The 21926-nt window shown below is 68.7% G+C and carries 18 protein-coding genes, 1 tRNA gene and 1 pseudogene; 3 read left to right on the top strand and 17 right to left on the bottom strand.

What is annotated here, in order from left to right; translation table 11 throughout:
- From VE172_RS23525 to VE172_RS23495, 7 genes and pseudogenes are all read right to left on the bottom strand, one after another.
- Positions 1-395 (bottom strand): annotated as a pseudogene (locus tag VE172_RS23525) (PIN domain-containing protein); the annotation flags it as partial.
- Positions 396-475: 80 nt separating this feature from the next.
- Entirely contained in the window at positions 476-1192 is a 717-nt protein-coding gene (locus VE172_RS23520) for an ABC transporter ATP-binding protein (RefSeq protein WP_324804447.1), read from the bottom strand.
- Positions 1176-1955, bottom strand: coding sequence for an ABC transporter ATP-binding protein (locus tag VE172_RS23515; RefSeq protein ID WP_324804446.1), 780 nt, complete (start codon positions 1953-1955; stop codon positions 1176-1178). The genes VE172_RS23520 and VE172_RS23515 overlap by 17 nt, the downstream gene beginning before the upstream one ends.
- Positions 1948-3042 carry a branched-chain amino acid ABC transporter permease gene (locus VE172_RS23510; protein ID WP_349258513.1) on the bottom strand — a complete coding sequence of 365 codons (1095 nt, stop codon included), beginning with the start codon at positions 3040-3042 and terminating at the stop codon, positions 1948-1950. Before VE172_RS23510 ends, VE172_RS23515 begins: the two co-directional genes overlap by 8 nt.
- 56 nt (positions 3043-3098) lie before the next feature.
- The gene (locus VE172_RS23505) at positions 3099-4064 is read right to left on the bottom strand and encodes a branched-chain amino acid ABC transporter permease (RefSeq protein ID WP_414715143.1); all 966 of its coding nucleotides are present in this window, start codon (positions 4062-4064) and stop codon (positions 3099-3101) included.
- Positions 4065-4156: 92 nt separating this feature from the next.
- Positions 4157-5308 carry a branched-chain amino acid ABC transporter substrate-binding protein gene (locus VE172_RS23500; protein ID WP_324804443.1) on the bottom strand — a complete coding sequence of 384 codons (1152 nt, stop codon included), beginning with the start codon at positions 5306-5308 and terminating at the stop codon, positions 4157-4159.
- Positions 5309-5497: 189 nt separating this feature from the next.
- Entirely contained in the window at positions 5498-6112 is a 615-nt protein-coding gene (locus VE172_RS23495) for an ANTAR domain-containing response regulator (protein ID WP_324804442.1), read from the bottom strand.
- A 177-nt stretch (positions 6113-6289) separates the two neighbouring features.
- On the opposite strand from VE172_RS23495, the gene VE172_RS23490 reads away from it, so the two are divergent.
- Positions 6290-6363 (top strand) — tRNA-Leu (locus VE172_RS23490).
- Positions 6364-6415: 52 nt separating this feature from the next.
- Here the strand turns inward: VE172_RS23490 and VE172_RS23485 are convergent.
- From VE172_RS23485 to gltB, 9 genes are all read right to left on the bottom strand, one after another.
- Positions 6416-6937: a hypothetical protein gene (locus VE172_RS23485; RefSeq protein ID WP_324804441.1), complete on the bottom strand. Its 522-nt coding sequence runs from the start codon at positions 6935-6937 to the stop codon at positions 6416-6418.
- A gap of 161 nt (positions 6938-7098) precedes the next feature.
- Entirely contained in the window at positions 7099-8664 is a 1566-nt protein-coding gene (locus tag VE172_RS23480) for an FAD-dependent monooxygenase (RefSeq protein ID WP_324804440.1), read from the bottom strand.
- A gap of 13 nt (positions 8665-8677) precedes the next feature.
- Positions 8678-9637, bottom strand: a complete 960-nt coding sequence (locus tag VE172_RS23475) for an MBL fold metallo-hydrolase (protein ID WP_324804439.1) — start codon at positions 9635-9637, stop codon at positions 8678-8680.
- Positions 9638-9739: 102 nt separating this feature from the next.
- On the bottom strand, positions 9740-10189 hold the full coding sequence (locus VE172_RS23470; RefSeq protein WP_324804437.1) for an RrF2 family transcriptional regulator: 450 nt from the start codon (positions 10187-10189) through the stop codon (positions 9740-9742).
- A 65-nt stretch (positions 10190-10254) separates the two neighbouring features.
- A complete protein-coding gene (locus VE172_RS23465; RefSeq protein WP_324804436.1) occupies positions 10255-11151 on the bottom strand; it encodes an acyl-CoA thioesterase in 897 nt (298 codons plus the stop codon).
- Positions 11148-12569, bottom strand: coding sequence for a pyruvate kinase (pyk, locus tag VE172_RS23460; protein WP_324804435.1), 1422 nt, complete (start codon positions 12567-12569; stop codon positions 11148-11150). The genes VE172_RS23465 and pyk overlap by 4 nt, the downstream gene beginning before the upstream one ends.
- 62 nt (positions 12570-12631) lie before the next feature.
- The gene (locus VE172_RS23455) at positions 12632-13057 is read right to left on the bottom strand and encodes a hypothetical protein (protein ID WP_324804434.1); all 426 of its coding nucleotides are present in this window, start codon (positions 13055-13057) and stop codon (positions 12632-12634) included.
- A gap of 199 nt (positions 13058-13256) precedes the next feature.
- Positions 13257-14720, bottom strand: coding sequence for a glutamate synthase subunit beta (locus tag VE172_RS23450; protein ID WP_324804433.1), 1464 nt, complete (start codon positions 14718-14720; stop codon positions 13257-13259).
- Entirely contained in the window at positions 14713-19209 is a 4497-nt protein-coding gene (gltB, locus tag VE172_RS23445; protein WP_324804432.1) for a glutamate synthase large subunit, read from the bottom strand. Before gltB ends, VE172_RS23450 begins: the two co-directional genes overlap by 8 nt.
- 277 nt (positions 19210-19486) lie before the next feature.
- On the opposite strand from gltB, the gene VE172_RS23440 reads away from it, so the two are divergent.
- Positions 19487-20368 (top strand): LppU/SCO3897 family protein, encoded by an 882-nt coding sequence (locus tag VE172_RS23440; RefSeq protein ID WP_324804431.1) that lies wholly within the window; start codon positions 19487-19489, stop codon positions 20366-20368.
- Positions 20369-20545: 177 nt separating this feature from the next.
- Positions 20546-21289, top strand: a complete 744-nt coding sequence (locus VE172_RS23435) for an LppU/SCO3897 family protein (RefSeq protein WP_324804430.1) — start codon at positions 20546-20548, stop codon at positions 21287-21289.
- 9 nt (positions 21290-21298) lie between these two features.
- Here the strand turns inward: VE172_RS23435 and VE172_RS23430 are convergent, their stop codons facing one another.
- Entirely contained in the window at positions 21299-21853 is a 555-nt protein-coding gene (locus tag VE172_RS23430; protein ID WP_324804429.1) for a hypothetical protein, read from the bottom strand.
- Positions 21854-21926: the final 73 nt, after the last annotated feature.

The following is a 21926-nucleotide window of genomic DNA, read 5'->3' as shown; positions in this document are numbered from 1 at the left end:
GTGACCAGCTGCAGGCTGTCGCGGTCGCCCGAGCAGATCAGCGTCTCGAAGCCGCCCTCACCGGCCTGCGTGGACAGGGTGGCGATGATGTCGTCGGCCTCGTAGTTGTCGTGGGTGACCCAGGTGATGCCCATGGCGTCCAGCACCTGCTGGATCAGCGGGACCTGCTCCTTGAACTCCTCGGGCGTGGCGGCCCGCCCGTCCTTGTACGCCGGGTACTGCTCGGTGCGAAACGACTTGCGCGACAGGTCGAACGCCACGGCCACGTGCGTGGGCGCCTCGTCGCGCAGCATGTTGATCAGCATCGAGGTGAACCCGTACACCGCGTTGGTGTGCTGGCCGGTGGAGGTCGAGAAGTTCTCCACCGGCAACGCGAAGAACGCGCGAAACGCCATCGAGTGGCCGTCGATCAGCAGCAGACGTGGGCGAGAGTCAGTCACGCTTCGAGACTCTAGCCGCCGCCACCGACGGTCGGTTAAGCCACGCCTAGGTAGGCATCCTGGATCGAGGAATCGTTGAGCAGCTCGGCGCCGGGCCCGGTGCGGGTGATCTCGCCGGTCTCCATGACGTAGGCCCGGTCGGCGCGCGACAGGGCCTGCTTGGCGTTCTGCTCCACCAACAGCACCGTGGTGCCGCGCTCTCGGATCTCCGACACGATCGTGAAGATCTGCTTGATCAGCATCGGCGCCAGGCCCATGGACGGCTCGTCCAGCAGCAGCAGCTTGGGTCGCGACATCAGGGCGCGCCCCATGGCCAGCATCTGCTGTTCGCCGCCGGACATGGTGCCGGCGTGCTGCTTCAGGCGCTCGGCCAGGCGCGGGAACAGGTCCATCACCCGGGCCAGGTCCTTGTCGATCTCGACCTTGTCCTTGCGGGTGTAGGCGCCCAGCATCAGGTTCTCCCGCACCGTCATGCCGGGGAACACGCCGCGGCCCTCGGGGGCCTGGCAGATGCCCGCGGTGACCCGGTGGTGCGCCTTCATCTTGGTGATGTCGGCGCCGTCGAAGACGATGCGCCCCTGGGCGGCGGCCCGCAGCCCGGAGATCGCCTTCATGGTGGTGGTCTTGCCGGCGCCGTTGGTGCCGATCAGCGAGACGATCTCGCCCTCCTCCACCGTCAGGCTGATGCCGTGCAGCGCCTGGATCCGTCCATAGAAGACGGAAAGGTTCTGGACCTCAAGCAGCGTCGTCATCGGGTTCTCCCAGGTAGGCGGCGATAACTTTGGGGTCCTCGCGCACTTCGGCAGGAAGGCCCTCGGAGATCTTGCGTCCGAACTCCAGCACCACGATGCGCGAGGCCACGCCCATCACCAGGCGCATGTCGTGCTCGATGAGCAGGATGGTGTGGCCCCGGTCGCGGATGCGGCGGATCAGTTCCTTGAGGTCTTCCTTCTCCGCCGGGTTGAAGCCCGCGGCCGGCTCGTCCAGACACAACAGCTTCGGGTCGGTGGCCATGGCCCGCGCGATCTCCAGGCGACGCTGATGCCCGTACGACAGGTTGCGCGCCACCTCGTTGGCCCGATCGGCCATGCCCACGAAGTCCAGCAGGTCCATGGCCTTGGCCCGGCCCTGGCGCTCCTCGCGCTTGTGGCGCGGCAGATGCAGCAGCGCACCCACCACGCTGGTCCTGTGGTGGACGTCGGCGCCCACCATCACGTTCTCCAGCGCCGTCATCTCGGGGAACAGGCGGATGCTCTGGAAGGTGCGGGCGATGCCCAGCTTCGTGATGTGGTGCGTCTTCATGCCGCTGAGGCGCCTGCCGTTGAAGAAGGCCGCGCCCATGGTCGGCTTGTACAGGCCCGTCATCACGTTGAAGCAGGTGGTCTTGCCGGCGCCGTTGGGGCCGATCAGCGCCAGGATCTCGCCGGAGTCGACGCCGAAGCTGACACCGTCCAAAGCGGTCAGTCCGCCGAACTTCAGGGTGACGGCGTCGACCTTCAACAGGTTGTCAGCCACTGACGCTCACCTCCTTCGCCTCGGCCTTCATATCGGCCATCTCGGCGGCTCGCCGCCGCGACGGCAGCAGGCCCTGCGGGCGGAAGATCATGATGATCACCAGCGCGACGCCGAACCACATGAACCGTTCGTCCTTGATCTCGCGCAGCCGCTCCGGCAGGTAGGTGATGACGACGGCGCCGAGGATCACCCCGGCGGTGTTGCCCTGGCCGCCCAGCACCACCATCGCCACGAACAGGATCGACAGCTGCAGCGGGAAGCCGTCGGAGTTGACGTATCCCTCGCCGCGGCTGGCGTACAGCGCACCGGACAGGCCGCCCACGGCCGCGCCGATCGCGAACGCCCAGATCTTGAACTTGAACGCGGCGACGCCCATGATCCCGGCGGCGTCCTCGTCCTCGCGCACCGCCAACCAGGCGCGCCCGACCCGGCTGTTCTCCAGGCGCCTCACACCGAAGATGCAGATGATCACGATGGTGAGGCACAGCCAGTACATCGGGCGGGAGTCGACGACGCCGAACAGGGGTTCGCCGTTGAAGTGGCCCGGTGGATTGGGAACGCCGTCGATGCCCTGCTGTCCATTGGTGAACGTGGAGTTCACCGCGATCAGGCGGATGATCTCGCCGAAGCCGAGGGTGACGATCGCCAGATAGTCGCCCCGCAATCGCAGGGTCGGCACGCCCAGAATCACCCCGGACATCATCGCCAACGCGATGCCGATCAGCACCAGCATCACCCAGCGGTACGGCACCACCGCGTGCGGGAGCTTGATGTAGAGGTCCGACTGCGCCGAACCGAACAGCGCCACCGTGTAGGCGCCCACGGCGAAGAAGCCGATGTAACCGAGGTCCAGCATGCCCGCCAGGCCGATGACGACGTTGAGGCCGACGGCCACCAGCACGAAGATCGCGGTCGCCACCAGGGCGGTGTCGAAGTCGGTGCCGTTGGGGACGATGTCGGTGGAGATGTAGTTGATCGGGAAGACGAAGTACTCGTTGAGGATCGGCAGCGAGTAAAACACCACGACCACGGCCAACAGGGTCAGCCACCGCACCGCGGTGGGCAGCGCGCGCCAACGGCGCCGCATCCCGGAAAGACCCTCCACGCGCCGATTATCGATGTGGCGCAAGCGATCGGTGAATTTCATGCCTTAGCCCTTCCCAGCGACTCTCCCAGCAGACCGGTGGGTTTGAACATCAGCACCACCACCAGGATGATGAAGGCCACCACGTCCAGCCACGCGTTGCCGAACAGGGCCCCGGCCCACTGCTCGACCAGGCCCAACAGGAAACCACCCACCAGGGCGCCGCGCAGGTTGCCGATACCGCCCAGCACCGCCGCGGTGAAAGCCTTGATGCCCAGGATGAACCCGACATCGTTGATCGTGTTACCAATGTAGACGTCGTACAGGGCGGCGGCCAGACCCGCCGCGATCCCGCCCAGCAGGAAGGTGAGCGCGAAGATCCGGTTCTTGTTGATGCCCATCAACGCCGCGGTGTCCGCGTCCTGCGCCACCGCGCGGACGCCCGCGCCGGTGCGGGAACGGTTGATGAACACATCCAGCACCGCCAGCATCAGCAGCGCGAAGATGATGATCCCGACGGACACGTCATCGACGTCCACCGTCCCCAATGGGCCGAAGTTCAAATGCAGGATCGGGTACGGGTCGATCAACGTCGGCGCCTTGTACGTGTCATGGTCGGTCACAACGCCCATGCCCTCCAACAGCGCCAACGAACATCCGATGGCGGTGATCAGGAAGACCAGTCGTGGCGCGCGCTTTCGGCGCAGCGGACGATAGGCGATGTACTCGAGCGCCAGCGCCGTACCGCCCGACGCCACCATGGCGCCGACGGTGCCGGCCAACATCAACACCGCGAACATCAACAGGGACGGTGTCGCGGTGGCGTCGTTGAAACCCAACACCCCCCACACGCCGATCGCACCGAATGTTCCCAACATGAACACTTCGGAGTGCGCGAAGTTGATCAGTTTCAAAACACCGTACACAAGGGTGTAACCCAACGCGACCAACGCGTAGATGCCGCCGTAGGTCAGGCCGGTCATCGTGTTGTCCGCGAAGCTGTGTACGAAGTGTCCAAAATCCATCGGGGTCTACCAATCCGCGAGGTCAGTCTCACCGAAGGCACGAACCCGACACCGTCGTGATGTGGGGTTCGTGCCCTCGAAGAAAAAACAGGTTATGACATCTCGATCGGCGCATTCGCGACGATCTTGCCGTCCTTCACCTTGTAAGTCCAGACAACGTCCTCTTCGATGTTGCCCTTGGAGTCGAACTTGATGTGCTTGCTGGCGCCGTCCTTGTCGTACTTGTTGACGTAGTCCAACATGGCCTTGCGGTCCTTGATGCCGGAGTTGATGCCGTCCAGGAACACGTTCGCCGCGTCGAAGGCCTCGGCACCGTAGGTGCCCGGCGCCTCGCCGATGTCCTTCTTGAAGTCCTTGGCGAAGGTGCCCTTGGCCTTCTCACCGGGAATGCACGGGCAGGTGAGGATGGTGCCCTCGGCGTGCGCCTTACCGGCACCCTTGATGAAGTTCTCGTCCTTGAGACCGTCGGGGCCGACGAACGTGGCCTTCACGCCCGCCTTGCGCAGCTGGTCGGCGAACGGACCACCCTCGGGGTAGTACCCGGAGTAGAAGATCACGTCCGGCTTGGCCTGCTTGACCTTCGAGATGATCGGGCCGAACTCGGTCTGCTTGGTCTTGGAGTGCTCGGTGCCGACGACCTTGTCGCCCAGCGCCTTCTGCAGCGTCTTCGACAGGCCCGCACCGTAGGCGGTCTTGTCGTCGACCACGAAGACCTTCTTGGCCTTCAGGGTCTCCTCGATGAACTTCGCGTCCGCGGGACCCTGGACCGCGTCGTTACCGATCGTGCGGTGGAACACCTTCCAGCCCTTTTCGGCCAGCTCGGGGGCCGTCGCCGAACCCGAGATGATGGTCAGGCCGGCCTCGTCGAAGATCGGGTCGGCCGCCATCGACTCACCCGAGAAGCCCGGGCCCACAACGCCCAGCACCTTCTTGTTCTTCACCAGCTGCTTCGCCACACCCGGGGCGTCCTTCTCGTTGCCCTGCGAGTCTTCCTCCACAAGGCATACCTTGGCGTCGGAGTGCTTCTTGTTGTACAAGTCGATCGCGGTCTTGGCACCATCGCGCATCACCGTGCCCAAACCAGCGTTCGGACCCGACAACGCCCCCATGTTGCCAATCGCGTACTTGGCGTCTTTACAGTCGCCGCCGCCGCTCGCGTTCGGATTGCCACACGCCGTCAGCGCACCCGCGAGCGTCGCCGCCGCGGCCGTCAACGCCAGCAACCGGGATACTTTCCGTTTCACGGTTTCTCGCCCTTCTCGCCTCATCGGACACTGGTTCGCACCGCACAGTCCAGGCACGATGTCGAACAACACAGGTGCGATCAATCACCTGATGAGGCTGGACAATATCCAAGAATCCCGCCATAAAGAAGCGTCACGGCCGAATCGCGACGCATCGTTACCGTTTTGAGGCCATGGCCACACCAGGCCCTACTCGGTCTCCTCGGCCCCCGGTTGCGACTCCTCGACGATCCGCACCGAAACATCCTTCATGGACAGACGATGATCCATCGCCGCCCGCTGGATCCACCGAAACGCGTCGGGCTCACCCATCCCGTACCGCGTCATCAACAAGCCCTTCGCCCGATCCACCAACTTGCGCACCTCGAGCCGCTCCGCCAACCCCGCGACCTCACGCTCCAGCGCCGTCATCTCCGCGAATCGCGCCATCGACAATTCGATCGCCGGCACCAGATCGCTCTTTTGAAAAGGCTTCACCAGGTACGCCATCGCCCCGGCGTTACGCGCCCGCTCAATCAGATCCCGTTGACTGAATGCCGTCAGAATCACCACCGGCGCGATCCGCGCCGCCACGATCTTCTCGGCGGCCTGCAGCCCATCCATAATCGGCATCTGGATATCGCAGATCACCAAATCGGGGCGCTTCTCCTCCGCCAACCGCACCGCCGTCTCCCCGTCGGCGGCCTCCGCGGCGACCTCATACCCCTCCTCGGTCAACATCTCGGCCAGGTCGAGCCGAATCAACCCCTCATCCTCGGCGATCAACACTCGGCGAACGGCGGCGTCGGCGGCATTGCCCGTCATGGCCCGTGGCACCTTTCCAGCGATTACGTCAGCGGAAGCCCAAAGCCTAACGGGTCAGGGCGCACCCGGGCGCGGGAGTATTGACGACTGGGACGCCACAAACGCGTTGCGCCCACGGGAGGGGCTGCCTACAGTGGCGCGCGGGTGCCGCTATGATGAGGCGCCGCGCGGGGGTACGCCCTGGTATTCCAACTGGCAGAGAAGATGGTCTCAAAATCCATACAGTGTGGGTTCGAATCCCACCCAGGGCACCGCATAGCCGTGGGCACCGGACATCCGTCCGGTGCCCACAGTGGTTTGGGGTTATTTCTTGGCGGAGCCGATGAAGGCGATGACCGCTCCGATGAGGGCGAGGAACGCCCCGCCGGTCAGCATGTAGTAGCCGGGGCCGAGGATCTTGAGGATGTCGCCGGCGTGCTTGGCCATGTCGGAGAGGCTGGCGCCGGTGAAGGCCCAGATCGGGGGGTAGGCCATGCCGATGGCGGCCAGGAGGCCGAAGATGCCGGCGGTGATGTTGACGCCCTTGTTGCCGGCCAGGCCGATGAGTCCAAAGAGAACGGCGGCGCCGCCCGCGCCGACGGCGGCCAGGAACCAGAACTGCGGGTTGTCGAGGCCGCCCGGGGCGGGGGCGCTGCTCTTGCCAATCTCGTCGAACATGTACTTGAGGCTGATGGTCTGGTCAAAGCCCTCGATGTTGATATAGGACACGAAGGCCGCGCCGACGCCCAGCAGGCCGGCCAGGAGCAGGATGATGCCGCCGGCGCGCGAGGGCCGGGACGGGGGCGCGGGGGGCAGGAAGGATGGTGCCTGTCCTGGGTAGGTCATGGTTTCTCTCTCCGTTGGTGTGGAACCGTCGTGGTCGGCAGGGGTGTGGTGGTCTCCCCGTGGGTCGGTGCGCGTCGGCGAAGCCTGTTAGGCGTCCCATCCTGGCAGCGGGGTACGTCGGTGGCAAGCTCGCGCCGTTGGGGAGGCACGAATTCGGGAGTTTAGCGGGGTTGGGGGGCCGGGTGCCGGGCGACCGCGCGGCGTAGCGCGGCGGTGACGTCGTCGGGGGTGGGGGTGGTGAGGGTGGCGGCGAGGTGGGCGTCGGGGCGCACGAGCCAGGTCTCGTTCGGTCGCATGCCGATGGTCTCGGCGGTGGCGGGCGTGAGGGTGAGGGTGCGCAGCGGTGGCGGGGCGTGGGAGGCGGCTTGGGTGGTCAGGAGGGTGAAGTGGCCGCGCAGCGCCTGGCGCAGCGGGGTGGCGTCGGGCAGCGGGGTGTCCGGGGTGATGGTGCCGGGCGCGGCGGGCTGGGGTTGGCCCTTGGGGGGTCGCCCGGGGGCGGCGCGGGTGGGGTCGGGTGTGGTGAGGGGCGAGGCGTCGTACCAGTAGGGCTCGGCGAATCGTCCCGAGTCGATGGCGGCGGCGCGGGCGGGATCGTTGGCGGCGGCGGTGAGGGTGGCGCGGCGGCGATGTCGGGATTGGGGGGTGGTGGGGGCGAGGAGGTCCATGGTGGCGTCGACGACGGACTGGTTTTCGCGGGCGGCGGCGTGGCGTTCGGTGTGGTAGGTGGCGAGGATGTCGGGGGCGGCCCAGCCGTGGGCGTGGGCGGCGATCTTCCAGGCGGCGTTTTCGGCGTCGGCGATGCCCGAGTTGAGGCCGCGGGCGCCGAAGGGGGCGCACAGGTGGGCGGCGTCGCCGGCGAGCAGGACGCGTCCGGTGTGGAGGGTGGAGGCGATGCGGGAGTGGAAGCGGTAGGCGGTGTTCCACAGTAGGCGGTAGGGGGTGTCGCCGAGGACGGCGCGGATGCGGGCGTCGAGGTCGTCGCGGTCGGCCCGGTAGTTCTCGGCGACCTGCCAGTCGATGCGGTAGGTGTCCTGGGGGCAGGGGTGGATGAGGATCTGGCGCCCGGGGTTGGCCGAGGGGTCGAAGTGGAAGTGGCGTTCGTGGGCGTGGCCGGGGAGGTCGGCGGCGATGTCGCAGATCAGGAAGCGGTCGGGGTGGGTGGTGCCGTCGAAGGTGATGCCGAGGCTGTCGCGCAGTCCCCCGTCGCGGGCGCCGGTGCAGGCCACGACGTAGTCGGCGGCCAGGGCGCGCCCGTCGGCGAGGCGGACGCGCGGGTGGGTGCCGTGGTCGGTGATGGCGGTGGCGCGGGCGTCGAAGGTGACGCGGATGCGCGGCTGGCGGGCGATGGCGCGGTCGAGGTGGTGTTCGGTGCGGGTTTGGGAGATGTTGACGAACGGCGGCGTGCCCGTCGTGGGCGCGAAGCTCCAGCGGTGGATTTCGCGGTCGCGGTAGAAGGTGCGGGCGGTGGTCCAGGTGAGACCCTCGGCGGCGATGTCGGGCGCGCCGACGGCCGACCAGATGTCCAGGACGTCGCGTTGTTGGCAGATCGACTTGGAGCCGACGGCGTCGCGTCGGGGCGCGGCGTCCAGCAGCTCCACGGCCAGTCCCCAGCGGGCCAGCAGCAGCGCGGTGGTCTGTCCGACGGGTCCCGCGCCGATGACGATCGCCCGGGCCGCGGCGCGCGGCGTTGTCGCGCGAACGCTTGGTGGCCAACCGAACTGGTTCATCGGGTGGCTCCCTTTATTCCTCGAGGGTGGCCCAGATGTCGCGGTCGCGTTCGGCGGTCCACACGCGGGGGCGGGTGATGCCCGACAGTTCGTCCCACAGGCGGCTGACGTTGAACGGCAGGCAGTGTTCGAAGATCGGCCAGGCGCCGTATTCGGGTTCCAGGGCATTGTGGACGGTGGCGAAGGCCTCGCGCAGGTCGCCGTCGGCGGCGTGGATCTTGCCGACCTCGCGCAGCATGGTGTCGAGGAAGTCGCGGGTCTGGGCGATGGAGGCGTCGACGGCGGCGCGGCCGTGGGCGCAGGCGCCGCGCCCGCCGACCAGGATCTCGGCCTCGAAGGACGCGACGTGGTCGAGTGTGGACGTCGCCCAGCGCTGGTGGTAGGCGTCTCCTGTGTACAGTGCGGCCTGGGTTTCGACGAGGTCGCCCGCGAACAGGATCTTCTGCTTCGGCAGCCAGGCGATGATGTCGCCCTCGGTGTGTCCGTATCCGCAGTGGGCCAGGACGAGTTCGCCGCGGTCGCCGCCCAGCTGGATGGTCATGGAGTCGGTGAAGGTGATGGTGGGCCAGGTCAGTCCCGGTATGGACTGGGGGTGGTCGAACAGGCGCGGCATCCGCCCCAGTTCGCTTTCCCAGTCGGCCTTTCCGCGTTCGGCGATGAGGGCGCGGGTGTTGTCGTGGGCGATGATGGCGTCGGTGCCGAAGGCGGAGGCGCCCAGGACGCGCACCGCGTGGTAGTGGCTGAGCACCAGGTAGCGCACGGGTTTGTCGGTGTGGTGGTGGAGTTCCTCGAGCCATTTTCGGGCGGCGTGCGGGGTGGCCATCGCCTCGAAGCACACGAGGAAGTCTTCTCCCTCGATGGCCGCGACGTTGGGGTCGCCCTCGGCGGTCAGGGCGTACACGCCGTCGGCCAGCAGCTCCAGGGTCTGCTTCTTCGCCGTCAGGTCGGCGCTGGAGGCGAATGGTCGGCTCATGATGACGTTCCCTTCGCTGCTGGCGGGTACCCGTGTAGCGATGATACGTCGAGGTGAGCTGCGCCACTGGGCGCGCGAAACAGCCGATGCCCGGGTGCGGCGTCAGGACCAGGCGGCGGGGTCCTCGGTGAGCTTGCGGACGGCGGTGGGGAGTTTGCCGCTGGAGACGTTGGCCAGGGTGACCGATTCGAGGATCTTGCGTTCGCTGGCGCGCAGCGCGATCCACACGTCCTGGAGGGCGTGGGCGGCGCCGGAGTAGTCGACGTGTTCGGGGCGGCGGCCGCGGACGCCGACGAGGGGGCCGTCGACGACGCGGATGATGTCGGCCAGGGTGATGTCGCGGGCGGGGCGGGCCAGGCGGTGGCCGCCGTCGGGGCCGCGGCGGGATTCGATGAGACCGCCGCGGCGCAGCTGCAGCAGGATGGATTCGCAGAACTTGCCGGGGATGTCGGCGGCGGCGGCGACCTTCTCGGCGGGCGTCCATGCCGGGCTCGACACGGTCAGTTCAACGGCGGCGCGCAGGGCGTAGTCGACTCGGGCGGATAGACGCATAGATGACATTGTCGCCTATCCGGTTCGGATACCCGCACCGTATCCTGCGGATTCTTCGCGGGCGTCTACGGCACGCCGGGGGGCGCCACGGGCATCGCCCGCAACAGTCCCTCTTGGACGGCCGAGGCGATGTGGCGTCCGTCGGCGGTGTAGAACTGGCCGGTGGCCAGGCCGCGGCCCGCCGAGGCCGACGGGCTGGTGGAGTCGAACAGGAACCATTCGTCGGCGCGGAAGGGGCGGTGGAACCACATGGCGTGGTCGAGACTGGTGCCGAGGTATCCGCCCGCGCCCCACACCTCGCCGTGGCGGTTGAGCACGGTGTCCAGCAGGGTGAGGTCGCTGGCGTAGGTCAGCACGCACACGTGCAGCAGCGGGTCGTCGGGCAGCTTCCCGTCCACCCGCATCCACACGCGCTGTTGGTTTCCGGCCTCGCGTTCGCCGTGCACGGCGTACCCCGACTCGCCGACGTAGCGCACGTCGATGGGGCGCGGCACGCGTCCCCACACCTCGAGGCGGTCGGGGTGGTCGGCGAGGCTGGCGGCGAGATTCGGCACCGAGGTCGGCTCGGGGACGTCGGCGGGTTCGGCCTCGGAGTGTTCCAGGCCGTCCTCCCCCGTGTGGAACGACGCGGACATGAAGAAGATGGTGTGGCCGTTTTGCACCGCGACGACGCGCCGCACCGAAAACGACCGCCCGTCCCTGATGCGGTCCACCTCGTACACGATGGGCTTGGTGGAGTCGCCGGGGCGCACGAAGTAGCCGTGCAGCGAGTGCACCCGCCGGTCGCCCTCGACGGTGCGGCCCGCGGCGACCAGCGCCTGGCCGGCGACCTGGCCGCCGAACACCCGCTGCGGCGACACCCGCGGGCCGATGCCGCGGAAGATGTTGACCTCGATGGCCTCCAGGTCCAGGACGTTCAGCAGCTCGTCCACTGCCGACTGTCCGGTGAGAATCTCGCTCAATCCATGTCCGCCAATCCGATGCGATGTACCCGAAGGGTATTTGTCGAACCGGGGGTGCCGGGAGGGGAACCGGCGACAATGACGACCAGGTCACCCTCGCGGGCCTTGCCGAGCTCCACCAGGGCGCCGTCGACCTGCTCGAACATCTCGTCGGTGTGGTGGACGAACGGCACCAGATACGCCTCGACGCCCCACGACAGGGCGAGCTGGCTGCGGGTGGTGTCCTCGGGCGTGAAGGCCAGCAGCGGCAGGGGGCAGTGCAGGCGCGACAGCCTGCGCACCGTGTCGCCGGTCTGGCTGAAGGCGACCAGGGCCTTGGCGTCGACGGCGCGGGCGACCCGGGAGGCCGCCGAGGTGAGGGCGCCGCCCTGGGTGCGGGGGTCATGTTCGAGCTTCGGGGCGGTGAATTCCCCCGACTCGATGGATTCGACGATGCGGGCCATGGTGCGCACGGTGCCGACGGGGTACTTGCCGACGCTGGTCTCGCCGGACAGCATGACGGCGTCGGCGCCGTCGAGGACGGCGTTGGCGACGTCGGAGGTCTCGGCGCGGGTGGGGCGGGCGTTGTTGATCATGGAGTCGAGCATCTGGGTGGCCACGATGACGGGTTTGGCGTTCTCGCGGCACATCTGGACGGCGCGCTTTTGGACCAGCGGCACCTGTTCCAGCGGCAGTTCGACGCCGAGGTCGCCGCGGGCGACCATGACGCCGTCGAAGGCCAGCACGATGGATTCCAGGCGCTCCACGGCCTCGGGCTTTTCGACCTTGGCCAGCACCGGGCGCCGAACATCCATTTCGGACATAATGGCGCGGACGGGTTCGACGTCGCTTTCGGCGCGCACGAACGACAGCGCCACGAGGTCGACGCCGAGGCGAAGCGCGAAGCGCAGGTCCTCGGAGTCCTTCTCGGACATGGCGGGGACGCTGATGGCGACGTTCGGCAGCGACAGTCCCTTGTGGTTGGATACGGGGCCGCCCTCGACCACCAGGCACTGGATGTCGGTGTCGTCGACGTCGATGACCTCCAGGACGAGCCGCCCGTCGTCGACCAGCAGCCGGTCGCCGGCGTGCACCTCCTCGGGCAGCTTCTTGTAGGTGACGCCGACGCGTTTGGCGGTGCCCTCCACGTCCTCGGAGGTGATGACGACGTGGTCGCCGGTGTTCCACTCCACCTGGCCCTCGGCGAAGGTCTCCAGCCGGATCTTGGGCCCCTGGAGGTCGGCGAGGATGCCCACGCCGCGTCCGGCGTCGGAGGCGGCCTTGCGCACCATGCGGTACACGGATTCGTGGTCGGCATGGGTGCCGTGACTGAAGTTGAGCCGTGCCACGTCCATTCCGGCCTCGACGAGGCCGCGTACGCGGTCGGGGGTGGCGGTGGCTGGTCCGAGAGTGCAAACGATCTTGGCGCGTCGATTCACGTAACAAGACCCTAGTCCACAAAAATGTCGGCCGATTCACGCGGGCGGTACGTTAACGCAGGTTAAGGCTCATCGCGCAGTCTTCCCATGAAGGAGTCCCGCAGGATGGACAGCTGCCAGACGTTCTTGCGATCGCGCCGGGAATGCCACACCTCGGACGACGCGTCGGCCATGAACGCCCGCAGCTCGCTCTTCAGCAGGAGGTAGCCGTACAGGTAACCGGCCACGCCCAGCGGCAGCCCGACGGGGATGACGACGATCGCGGCGTCGGGGCCGCCGAAGCAGGTCACCAGGGCCGCGCCCACACTGGACAACACGCCGATGTAGTAGAGCCGGAAACCCCACAGCGCCTTGCGGAACGGCATTTCACGGCGCACCCTGTCCAGGGTCTCGCGGGCGGCCAACATGTCGCGCCGCGAGGCGTCGGTGTGATCGTTGTCGTCGCCACCGTTGTCGTCGGGCGGGAGGTCACCGTGGTCGCTTGACACGAGGCCACCGTAACCGTTCGACGGGCGTGATTGCCCACCAGACCTTGGGGTCCGTCCCGCGGGTCATCTCGGCAGTCCGCGCTCTGCTTCATGCTTCGACTCGCAAGCGAGCCGAAGTCCCTGGACGCTTCGCCTGGCGGCGTTGTCGTCGGCCTCGGTCCAGGACTTCTCGCCGCACGAAGACCCACGCCGACAGACCCTAGGCGGCCAGCGGGCGCGCGTCGGCCTCCACTGGGGACGGGAGCGGCCGGGCGCCGCCGAGGTACCGGTGCATGGCCGCCGCGGCGGCGCGGCCCTCGGCGATCGCCCACACGATGAGGGAGGCGCCCCGGTGGGCGTCGCCGGCGACGAACACGCCCTCGGCGTCGGTCTGCCAGTCGTCGCCGCAGTCGATGACGCCGCCGCGGCGCGACAGGCGCGACTGGCGCAGCAGGGGCTGCTCCTCGGTTCCTGCGAAGCCGATGGCCAGGAGCACCAGGTCGCACGGCAGGTCGCGGGTCGTGCCGGGCACCGGGGTGACGGTCCGGCGGCCGCCGCTCTTGTCGACGGTGACCTCGTTGACGCGCATGTGCCGCACGTGGTGTCGGTCGTCGCCGATGAAGGAGAACGCCGCGGTGGCGAACACGCGGCGGCCGCCCTCCTCGTGGGCGGGGTAGTTGCGCAACACGGTGGGCCACACCGGCCACGGGTCGCGGGAGTCGACGCGGCGGGAGGGCGGCTCGGGGTACAGGTCGAGCTGGGTCACCGAGACCGCGCCCTGGCGGTGCGCCACGCCGACGCAGTCGGCCGCGGTGTCGCCGCCGCCGATGATGACGACGTGCTTGCCGCGCGCGTCGACCGGCGCGAACGGCGCCCGGCCCGCCACCACCCGGTTGGCCCCCACCAGATGGTCCATGGCCAGGTGGACCCCGCCCAGACCGCGACCGTCCACATCGGTGTCGCGGGCCTCCAGGGCGCCGGTCGCCAACAGGACGGCGTCGTGGCGCGACCGCAGGTCCCGCATGGACACGTCGACGCCGATCTCGCAGTCGCACACGAAGTCCACGCCCTCGCCGCGCAGCTGCTCCACCCGGAGGTCCACGTGGCGCTTTTCGAGCTTGAAGTCGGGGATCCCGTAGCGCAGCAGGCCTCCGACGGCGTCGTCGCGTTCGTACACGGTCACGGCGTGACCGGCGCGGGCCAGCTGTTGCGCCGCGGCCAGGCCCGCCGGGCCCGAACCCACGATCCCCACCGACCTGCCCGTGGAGTGCCCGGCCGGGCGCGGGACGGCGCCGTCGGCCAGGGCGTGGTCGGCGATGTCGGACTCGACGCGCTTGATGGCCACGGGGTCGTCGGCGATGTCCAGGACGCACGCGGCCTCGCACGGCGCCGGGCACAGCCGCCCGGTGAACTCCGGGAAGTTGTTGGTGGAGTGCAGGGACACCGCCGCGGCGTCGAGGCGGCCGGAGCGCACCAGGTCGTTCCACTCCGGGATCTTGTTGCCCAGCGGGCAACCGTTGTGGCAGAAGGGAATCCCGCAGTCCATACAGCGCGAAGCCTGTTCGCGCAGCTCGGCGGGATCGCCGGTCTCATATACCTCGCGCCAGTCGAGCAGCCGCACCGGCACCGGCCGGCGGGGCGGGTTGGCGCGGGGGTGCTTCATGAATCCCTTCGCGTCAGCCATGTCGGGCCTCCTGTCGCTCGGCTTCGTCCAGTTCGGCCTGTTCCAGCACCCGCTTGTACTCCACGGGGATCACCTTGGTGAAGCCGCCGGCGGCGCGCGGCCACCGCGACAGCAGGTCGGCGGCCACCGTCGATCCCGTCTCGCGGTGGTGGGTGGACAGTAGCTTGTGGACGACGGCGATGTCGCTGGCGCCCATCGGGTCCAGGTCGACCAGCGCGTCGTTGACCTTGAGCGGGTCGAGGCGGTGCACGTAGGCGCAGCCGCCGGACATGCCCGCGGCGAAGTTGCGTCCGGTCTCGCCCAGCACCACCACCACGCCGCCGGTCATGTACTCGCAGCCGTGGTCGCCGACACCCTCCACCACGGCGTGGGCGCCGGAGTTGCGCACCCCGAACCGCTCGCCGGCCCGTCCGGCGCACAGCAGCTCGCCGGAGGTGGCGCCGTACAGCAGGGTGTTGCCGGCGATCACGTTGTCGCCCGCGGCGAACGCGGCGTTCGCGGACGGGCGCACCACGACGCGGCCGCCCGACAGTCCCTTGGCGACATAGTCGTTGGCGTCGCCGACGAGCCGCACCGTGACGCCGCGCGGCAGGAACGCCGCCAGCGACTGACCGGCGGTGCCGCGCAGGGTCACCTCGATCGTGTTGTCGTCCAGGCCATCGGGCCAGCGCCGGGTCACCTCGGCGCCCAGCAGCGTCCCCACCGAACGGTCGGTATTGGACACCGGCAGCTCGATGGCGGCCGGGGCGCCGCGCGACAGCGCCGGTTCGGCCCACTCGACCAGTCGCTGGCCCAGGGTGGCGTCGATGCGGTGATCCTGGTCGCGGGTGCGGCGGCGCGCGGCGCCGTCGGCCAGCGGCGGGCTCCACAGCAGCGCCGACACGTCGAGGCCCGCGGCCTTGCCGCCGGTCTCGACGGCGCGGCGGCGCAGCAGGTCGACGCGGCCCACGGCCTCGTCGAGGCTGCGCAGTCCCAGGGCCGCCAGGTGCTCGCGGACCTCGCTGGCGATGTAGGTGAAGAAGTTCTCCACGAACTCGGGGCTTCCGTTGAAGCGCTCGCGCAGCTTCGGGTTCTGGGTGGCCACCCCGACCGGGCAGGTGTCCAGGTGGCACACCCGCATCATGACGCAGCCGGACACGATGAGCGGCGCGGTGGCGAAACCGTACTCCTCGGCACCCAGCAGCGCCGCGATCACCACGTCCAGTCCGGTCTTCATGGCCCCGTCGACCTGGAGGCTCACCCGGTCGCGCAAACCGTTGCGCAGCAACGTCTGTTGGGTTTCGGCCAGGCCGATCTCCCAGGGGGCGCCGGCGTGCTTCACCGAGTTGGCGGGGGCGGCGCCGGTGCCGCCGTCGTGTCCGGAGATCAGGATGACGTCGGCGTGCGCCTTGGCCACCCCGGTCGCCACGGTGCCGACGCCCACTTCGGACACCAGCTTGACGTGGACGCGGGCGCGCCGGTTGGCGTGCTTGAGGTCGTGGATCAGCTGTGCCAGGTCCTCGATGGAGTAGATGTCGTGGTGGGGCGGCGGCGAGATCAGTCCGACGCCGGGGGTGGCGTGGCGGGTCTCGGCGATCCACGGATACACCTTGTTGCCCGGCAGCTGGCCGCCCTCGCCGGGCTTGGCGCCCTGCGCCATCTTGATCTGGATGTCGTCGGCGCTGACCAGGTAGCGGCTGGTCACGCCGAAGCGGCCCGAGGCGACCTGCTTGATCGCGCTGCGCCGCTCGGGGTCGTCGAGGCGGTCGATCGACTCGCCGCCCTCGCCGCTGTTGGACTTGCCGCCCAGGCGGTTCATCGCGATCGCCAGGGTCTCGTGAGCCTCGGACGACAGGGCGCCGTACGACATCGCGCCGGTGGAGAAGCGCCGCAGGATCGCCTCGACCGGCTCCACCTCGTCCAGCGGGATGGCCTCGCCCCCGTCGGCGGCGAGCTCCAGCAGGCCCCGCAGGCTGCCGCCGTCGCGGGTCTGTGCGTCCACCGTGGAGGTGTACTTCTTGAACACGTCGTAGCGCCCGGAGCGGGTGGAGTGCTGCAGCAGGAACACCGTCTCGGGGTTGAACAGGTGGACCTCTCCGTCGCGGCGCCACTGGTAGTCGCCGCCGGAGTCCAGTTCGCTTCCGGTGTCGTCGAAGGCGCGGCGATGGCGCTGCTCGACCTCGGCGGCGATCACGTCGAGTCCCGCGCCGCCCAGCCGCGACTCGGTGCCGGTGAAATAGCGCCCGGTGAAGCGCTCGTCCAGGCCGAGCGCCTCGAAAACCTGTGCGCCGCAATACGACGACACCGTCGAGATGCCCATCTTGGACATGATCTTCAACACGCCCTTGCACAGGCCGGCGGCGTAGCGGCGCACCGCCTGCGCCGGTTCGGCGTCCAGCGCGCCGGTGGCGACCATGTCCTCGATGGACTCAAACGCCAGGTACGGGTTGATGACGGCCGCTCCGTACCCCAACAGCACCGCCGCGTGGTGGACGGTGCGGCAGTCGCCGGTCTCCACCACGAGCGCCACCTGGGTGCGGGTCTGTTCGCGCACCAGGTGCTGGTGCACCGCGGCGGTCAGCAGCAGCGACGGGATCGGCGCCAGGTCGCGGGTGGAGTCGCGGTCCGACAGCACCAGGATCCGCACGCCGTCCTCGATGGCCTCCGACACGTGGCGGCAGATCTCCACCAGCCGGGCCTTCATGCCGCCGGCGCCGTGCCGGGCCTTGTACAGCCCCGACACCCGCACCGCCTTGAATCCGGGCATGTCGCCGTCGGCGTCGATGGACAGGATCTTGGCCAGTTCGTCGTTGTCGATGACCGGATAGGACAGTTCGATCTGGCGGCACGACGCCGCCGACGGCTCCAACAGGTTGTGCTCGGGGCCGATGGTGACGCCCAGGGACGTCACCAGCTCTTCCCGGATCGAGTCCAGCGACGGGTTGGTGACCTGCGCGAACAGCTGGGTGAAGTAGTCGTACAGCAGCTTCGGGCGCCGCGACAGCCCGGCGGGCGGGGTGTCGGTTCCCATCGACACCACGGGTTCGGCGCCGGCGGAGGCCATCGGCGCCATCAGCATCCGCAGCTCCTCCGAGGTGTAGCCGAAGACGCGCTGGCGGCGGCGCACCGAGTCGTGGGTGTAGACGATGTGCTCGCGCTCCGGCAGCGAGTCGAGATGCACCAGGCCGGCGTGGGTCCAGTCGGCGTAGGGGTTCTCGGCGGCCAGGGCGTCCTTGATCTCGTCGTCGCCGACGATGCGGCCCGCGGCGGTGTCCACCAGGAACATCCGGCCCGGGGTGAGGCGTCCCTTCTCGACGATGGACGCGTCGTCCAGGTCCACCACGCCCGATTCGCTGGCCAGCACGACCAGGCCGTCGACGGTGCGGCACCAGCGCGCCGGGCGCAGCCCGTTGCGGTCCAGGACCGCGCCGATCACCGTTCCGTCCGAGAAGGCCACGCAGGCCGGGCCGTCCCACGGCTCCATCATGGACGCGTGGAAGCGGTAGAACTCCCGGCGCTTGGGGTCCATGGTGGCGTTGGATTCCCAGGCCTCGGGGATCATCATCAGCATCGCGTGCGGCAACGACCGTCCACTCAGGTGCAACAGCTCCACGACCTCGTCGAAGTTCGACGAGTCGGAGGCGCCGGGCGTGCACACCGGATACAGCCGCTTCAGGCGGCCGTGGATCGCCGGGGTGGCCAGCAGCGCCTGGCGGGCCTGCATCCAGTTGCGGTTGCCGCGGATCGTGTTGATCTCGCCGTTGTGCGCCACCATGCGGTACGGGTGCGCCAGCGGCCACGACGGGAAGGTGTTGGTGGAGAAGCGGCTGTGCACCAGCGCCATGGCGCTGTCCAGCCGCTCGTCGCGCAGGTCCGGGTAAAAGGCGCCCAGCTGGCCCGGCGTCAACATTCCCTTGTAGACAACCGTGCGGGACGACAGCGAGATGACCGCCGCGCCCGTGTCGCGCTCCCGCAGCTCCCGCTCGGCCTGCTTGCGCACCGCGAAGGCCACCCGGTCCAGCTCCACGCCCGACACCGCCGGGTCGTCGGCGACCAGGAACACCTGCCACACCTGCGGCATCGCCTCCCGGGAGGTCGCGCCCAGGCAGTCGGGGTCCACCGGGACCCGACGCCAGCCCAGCACCAGGGCCGCCTCGGCGACCGCGTACTTGTCGATGACGCCGCGCACGTCCCCGGCGTCGTCGCCGCGGGTGAACACCAGGCCGGTGGCGTAGTGGCCCGCGGCGGGGAGCCCGAAGTCGACCACCGCGCGGTAGAACGCGTCGGGGATCTGCACCATGATGCCCGCGCCGTCCCCGGAGTCCGGGTCGGCGCCCGAGGCGCCGCGGTGCTCCATGCGGCACAGCGCGGACAGCCCGGCCTCCACGATGCGGTGGGCGCGGCGTCCGGAGGAGTCCACGACGAAGGCCACACCGCAGGAATCGTGTTCGAAGGCGTCGCGATACAGGCCCCCGGCTCGGCGGGGATCAGAGGGTACGGAAAAACGCACGCGGTCGAGCCTCCTTCAACGTCGCTGGCGCGCACACCGTAAAGAGCCGGTATATCCGGTGTGAGCTGGGGATTTGCCGGGACGACGTCGGCCCGTAGTCGTACCAGTGTAGGCGAAGCACCACGCCGGCGAACAGTTGATCCCGAAATTCGGGCATTTCGATGCTCAGGCCACGATCCGATTACTGATCCGGCACTACTAATCTCGGCGTGTCGCGTGCACCCCAACCAACCCCTGTTTCGCACCGACACCAGCAAGAACGACAACGGAGAAGAATATGACCCAGCCACCGCCCTACCAGGGTGGCTACCCCCAACAGCCGGACCCGTACGCCAACAACGGATACGGACAACCGGCACCTCCCCCGCCCGGCCCCGCCGGGGGCACTCCCAGCGGTTTCCCCAGCAACCCCCAGCCCGGCGGCGGCCAGCCCTACGGGCAGCAGCCCAGCGGTTTCCCCAGCAATCCCCAGGCCGGCGGACCCGTTCCTCCCCCACCCAGCGGTGGTAAGAAGGTCGGCAAGACGATCGGCGGCATCATCGCCGTGATCGTCGTGCTCGTGCTGGTGTTCGCCGGCAAGGTCCTGCTGCGTGTGGTGCTCGACGACGGCGTCGCCGAGGCCACCGGTGACACCGAGGTCGCCGACAAGGGCGACTGCACGACCAAGTTCTCCAGCAAGGTGTCCACCGACGCCAGCGACGTGACGGTCGTGAAGTGCTCCGCCAAGGACGCCTACTTCAAGGTGGTGGGGCGCGACGACGACCCCACCGAGACCGACGCGGAAAAGGCCGCCTCCAAGGCGTGCGACGGCACCGCCGCGGCGACCTACATGTATCAGGAGAACAGCCACGGCGGCGGCCTCGACTGGCTGCTGTGTCTGGACCCGCTCGACATCAAGACCGCGAAGTACGGCGAGATGCCCGGTCAGGTCGGCGACTGCTGGGCCTCCGACACCTCGGAGTACTTCCAGATCGTGGACTGCTCCGACCCGTCGGCGAAGTACAAGATCACCGACGCCAAGGAGAAACCGCAGACGAGCACCAACGACCCGACGGACGCCTCGGCCGAGGTCTGTAGCGACAACGCCAAGAGCTACTTCAGCGAGCCGCAGGACTCCGGACCGTTCGACTGGTTCATCTGCACCACCGACGTTTCGTGATCGCAGAGTAGTCACTTACGATTCGGCCCCGGGGGGTTCACGCCCCCGGGGTCGTTGCTTGTCTCCCCAAGTCGTGCCGTCCATGAATCGACATGTGCGCAAGCCTCGGCACCGGTTACAGCACCGCGTTACAGTGAGCCCCCGAACCTCAAAGACGTTATTTCTGGGAGCAGGCAAATGTCGTACCCTCCGCCGGACTACTCGCAACAGCCCGGCCAGCAGCCCCCGTCGTTCCAGCCGGGACAATACCCGCCGCCACCGGGGCCCGACCCGGTGTCCGCCCAGCCCGGGTGGCCGGGGTCGTCCGACCCGTACGCGCCCACCAGCGGGCCCGGGGGTTACCCCGCCGACCCGTACGGCCCCCCGCTGGGGCAGCCCGGGGGCGGCGGCGGTTTCGGGCCTCCTCCCCCGCCCGACATGGGCGGCGGATTCATGCCCCCGCAGCAGCCGCCGTCCAACAACGGCGGAAAGATCGCACTGATCATCGGTGCCGTCGTGGTGGTGGTCATCGCCCTGGGTGTCGGCGGTTTCTTCCTGCTCAGGAGCGTTGGTCACAACTCCGCCGACGACAATTCCTCGTCGGAGTCGTCCAGCTCGTCGTCGGAGTCGTCGTCTTCGGAGGAACTGCCCAGTTCCGACCCGTACTCCTCCGACAGCTCCGGGGATTCGCCGCTGTACGCGCAGGAGGGCGACTGCGTCGACAACCCCTCCGACGTCGCCGACACCAAGAAGGTCGATTGCTCCGACCCCAGTGCGTACGGCCAGATCAACAAGCGGATCGACGACCCGGCCAGCACCGACAACACGCAGGAGGCGGCGGCCAAGGAATGCGAGGCCGTCAGCGCCGACTACGACTACACGTTGTACATTCTGGACCCGAGCCAGACGCCGCGCTTCGTGCTGTGCATCAAGAACCTGTAGGGCGTTTCCTCAACGCAGGAAGGGCAGGGCCCGCACCAGGCCGGTCCCTGCCCACCACTTCCCCAGGCCCAGGGTGTCGCCGGCGCGGCAGGCCGTCAGCGCGAAGGCCGTGACCAGGTAGACCAGGTGCTGGTCCATGAACGGGTTGGTGTCCAGGGGCAGCGACGACAGCCACAGCATGCCCAACAGCGCGATCCCGCCGATCGAGGCGACGCGCATGCCGATGCCCAGGACGAAGGCCACGCCCAGGCCGCCCATGCCGACCATGTAGAGCCAGTCGGCCCACGCCTGCCCGCTCATGGACGAGAACAGGTGCGCGAAGCTGCCCCTGACGCCGCCGAGGTATCCGGCGGTGGGGCTGGCGCCGTGGATCCACGCGCCGGAGGCGGGCGTGCCGTACCCCAGGCCGAACATCTTGTCCACGAAGGCCCACAGGAAGATCCATCCCAGACAGATCCGGGCCACCGCGAGGGTGAGGCGGGCCACCGGTCCCGGGCGCCACGCGGGCGGGGCGGCGGTCGTGGTGTCGGACAGGGGTTGCGAGTGTGCTGCGGTGCTGGTCATTGCCGGGCCTTCCAGTCAGGGAGGGATCGTTCGCGCTCAGTATGGAAAGCCCGGCGACAACTGTAAAGAGTGT

The organism is Stackebrandtia sp. (genome assembly GCF_035643755.1).
Taxonomy (GTDB): domain Bacteria; phylum Actinomycetota; class Actinomycetes; order Mycobacteriales; family Micromonosporaceae; genus Stackebrandtia.
This window is presented reverse-complemented; position numbering and strand designations above follow the sequence as displayed.

Excerpts from the sequence above, each read along its gene's own strand:
- VE172_RS23520 (WP_324804447.1), bottom strand. The coding sequence starts at position 1,192 with ATGACGACGCTGCTTGAGGTCCAGAACCTTTCCGTCTTCTATGGACGG.
- VE172_RS23510 (WP_349258513.1), bottom strand. The coding sequence starts at position 3,042 with ATGCGGCGCCGTTGGCGCGCGCTGCCCACCGCGGTGCGGTGGCTGACC.
- VE172_RS23505 (WP_414715143.1), bottom strand. The coding sequence starts at position 4,064 with ATGGATTTTGGACACTTCGTACACAGCTTCGCGGACAACACGATGACC.
- VE172_RS23495 (WP_324804442.1), bottom strand. The coding sequence starts at position 6,112 with ATGACGGGCAATGCCGCCGACGCCGCCGTTCGCCGAGTGTTGATCGCC.
- VE172_RS23485 (WP_324804441.1), bottom strand. The coding sequence starts at position 6,937 with ATGACCTACCCAGGACAGGCACCATCCTTCCTGCCCCCCGCGCCCCCG.
- VE172_RS23480 (WP_324804440.1), bottom strand. The coding sequence starts at position 8,664 with ATGAACCAGTTCGGTTGGCCACCAAGCGTTCGCGCGACAACGCCGCGC.
- VE172_RS23475 (WP_324804439.1), bottom strand. The coding sequence starts at position 9,637 with ATGAGCCGACCATTCGCCTCCAGCGCCGACCTGACGGCGAAGAAGCAG.
- VE172_RS23470 (WP_324804437.1), bottom strand. The coding sequence starts at position 10,189 with ATGCGTCTATCCGCCCGAGTCGACTACGCCCTGCGCGCCGCCGTTGAA.
- VE172_RS23450 (WP_324804433.1), bottom strand. The coding sequence starts at position 14,720 with ATGGCTGACGCGAAGGGATTCATGAAGCACCCCCGCGCCAACCCGCCC.
- VE172_RS23440 (WP_324804431.1), top strand. The coding sequence starts at position 19,487 with ATGACCCAGCCACCGCCCTACCAGGGTGGCTACCCCCAACAGCCGGAC.
- VE172_RS23435 (WP_324804430.1), top strand. The coding sequence starts at position 20,546 with ATGTCGTACCCTCCGCCGGACTACTCGCAACAGCCCGGCCAGCAGCCC.
- VE172_RS23430 (WP_324804429.1), bottom strand. The coding sequence starts at position 21,853 with ATGACCAGCACCGCAGCACACTCGCAACCCCTGTCCGACACCACGACC.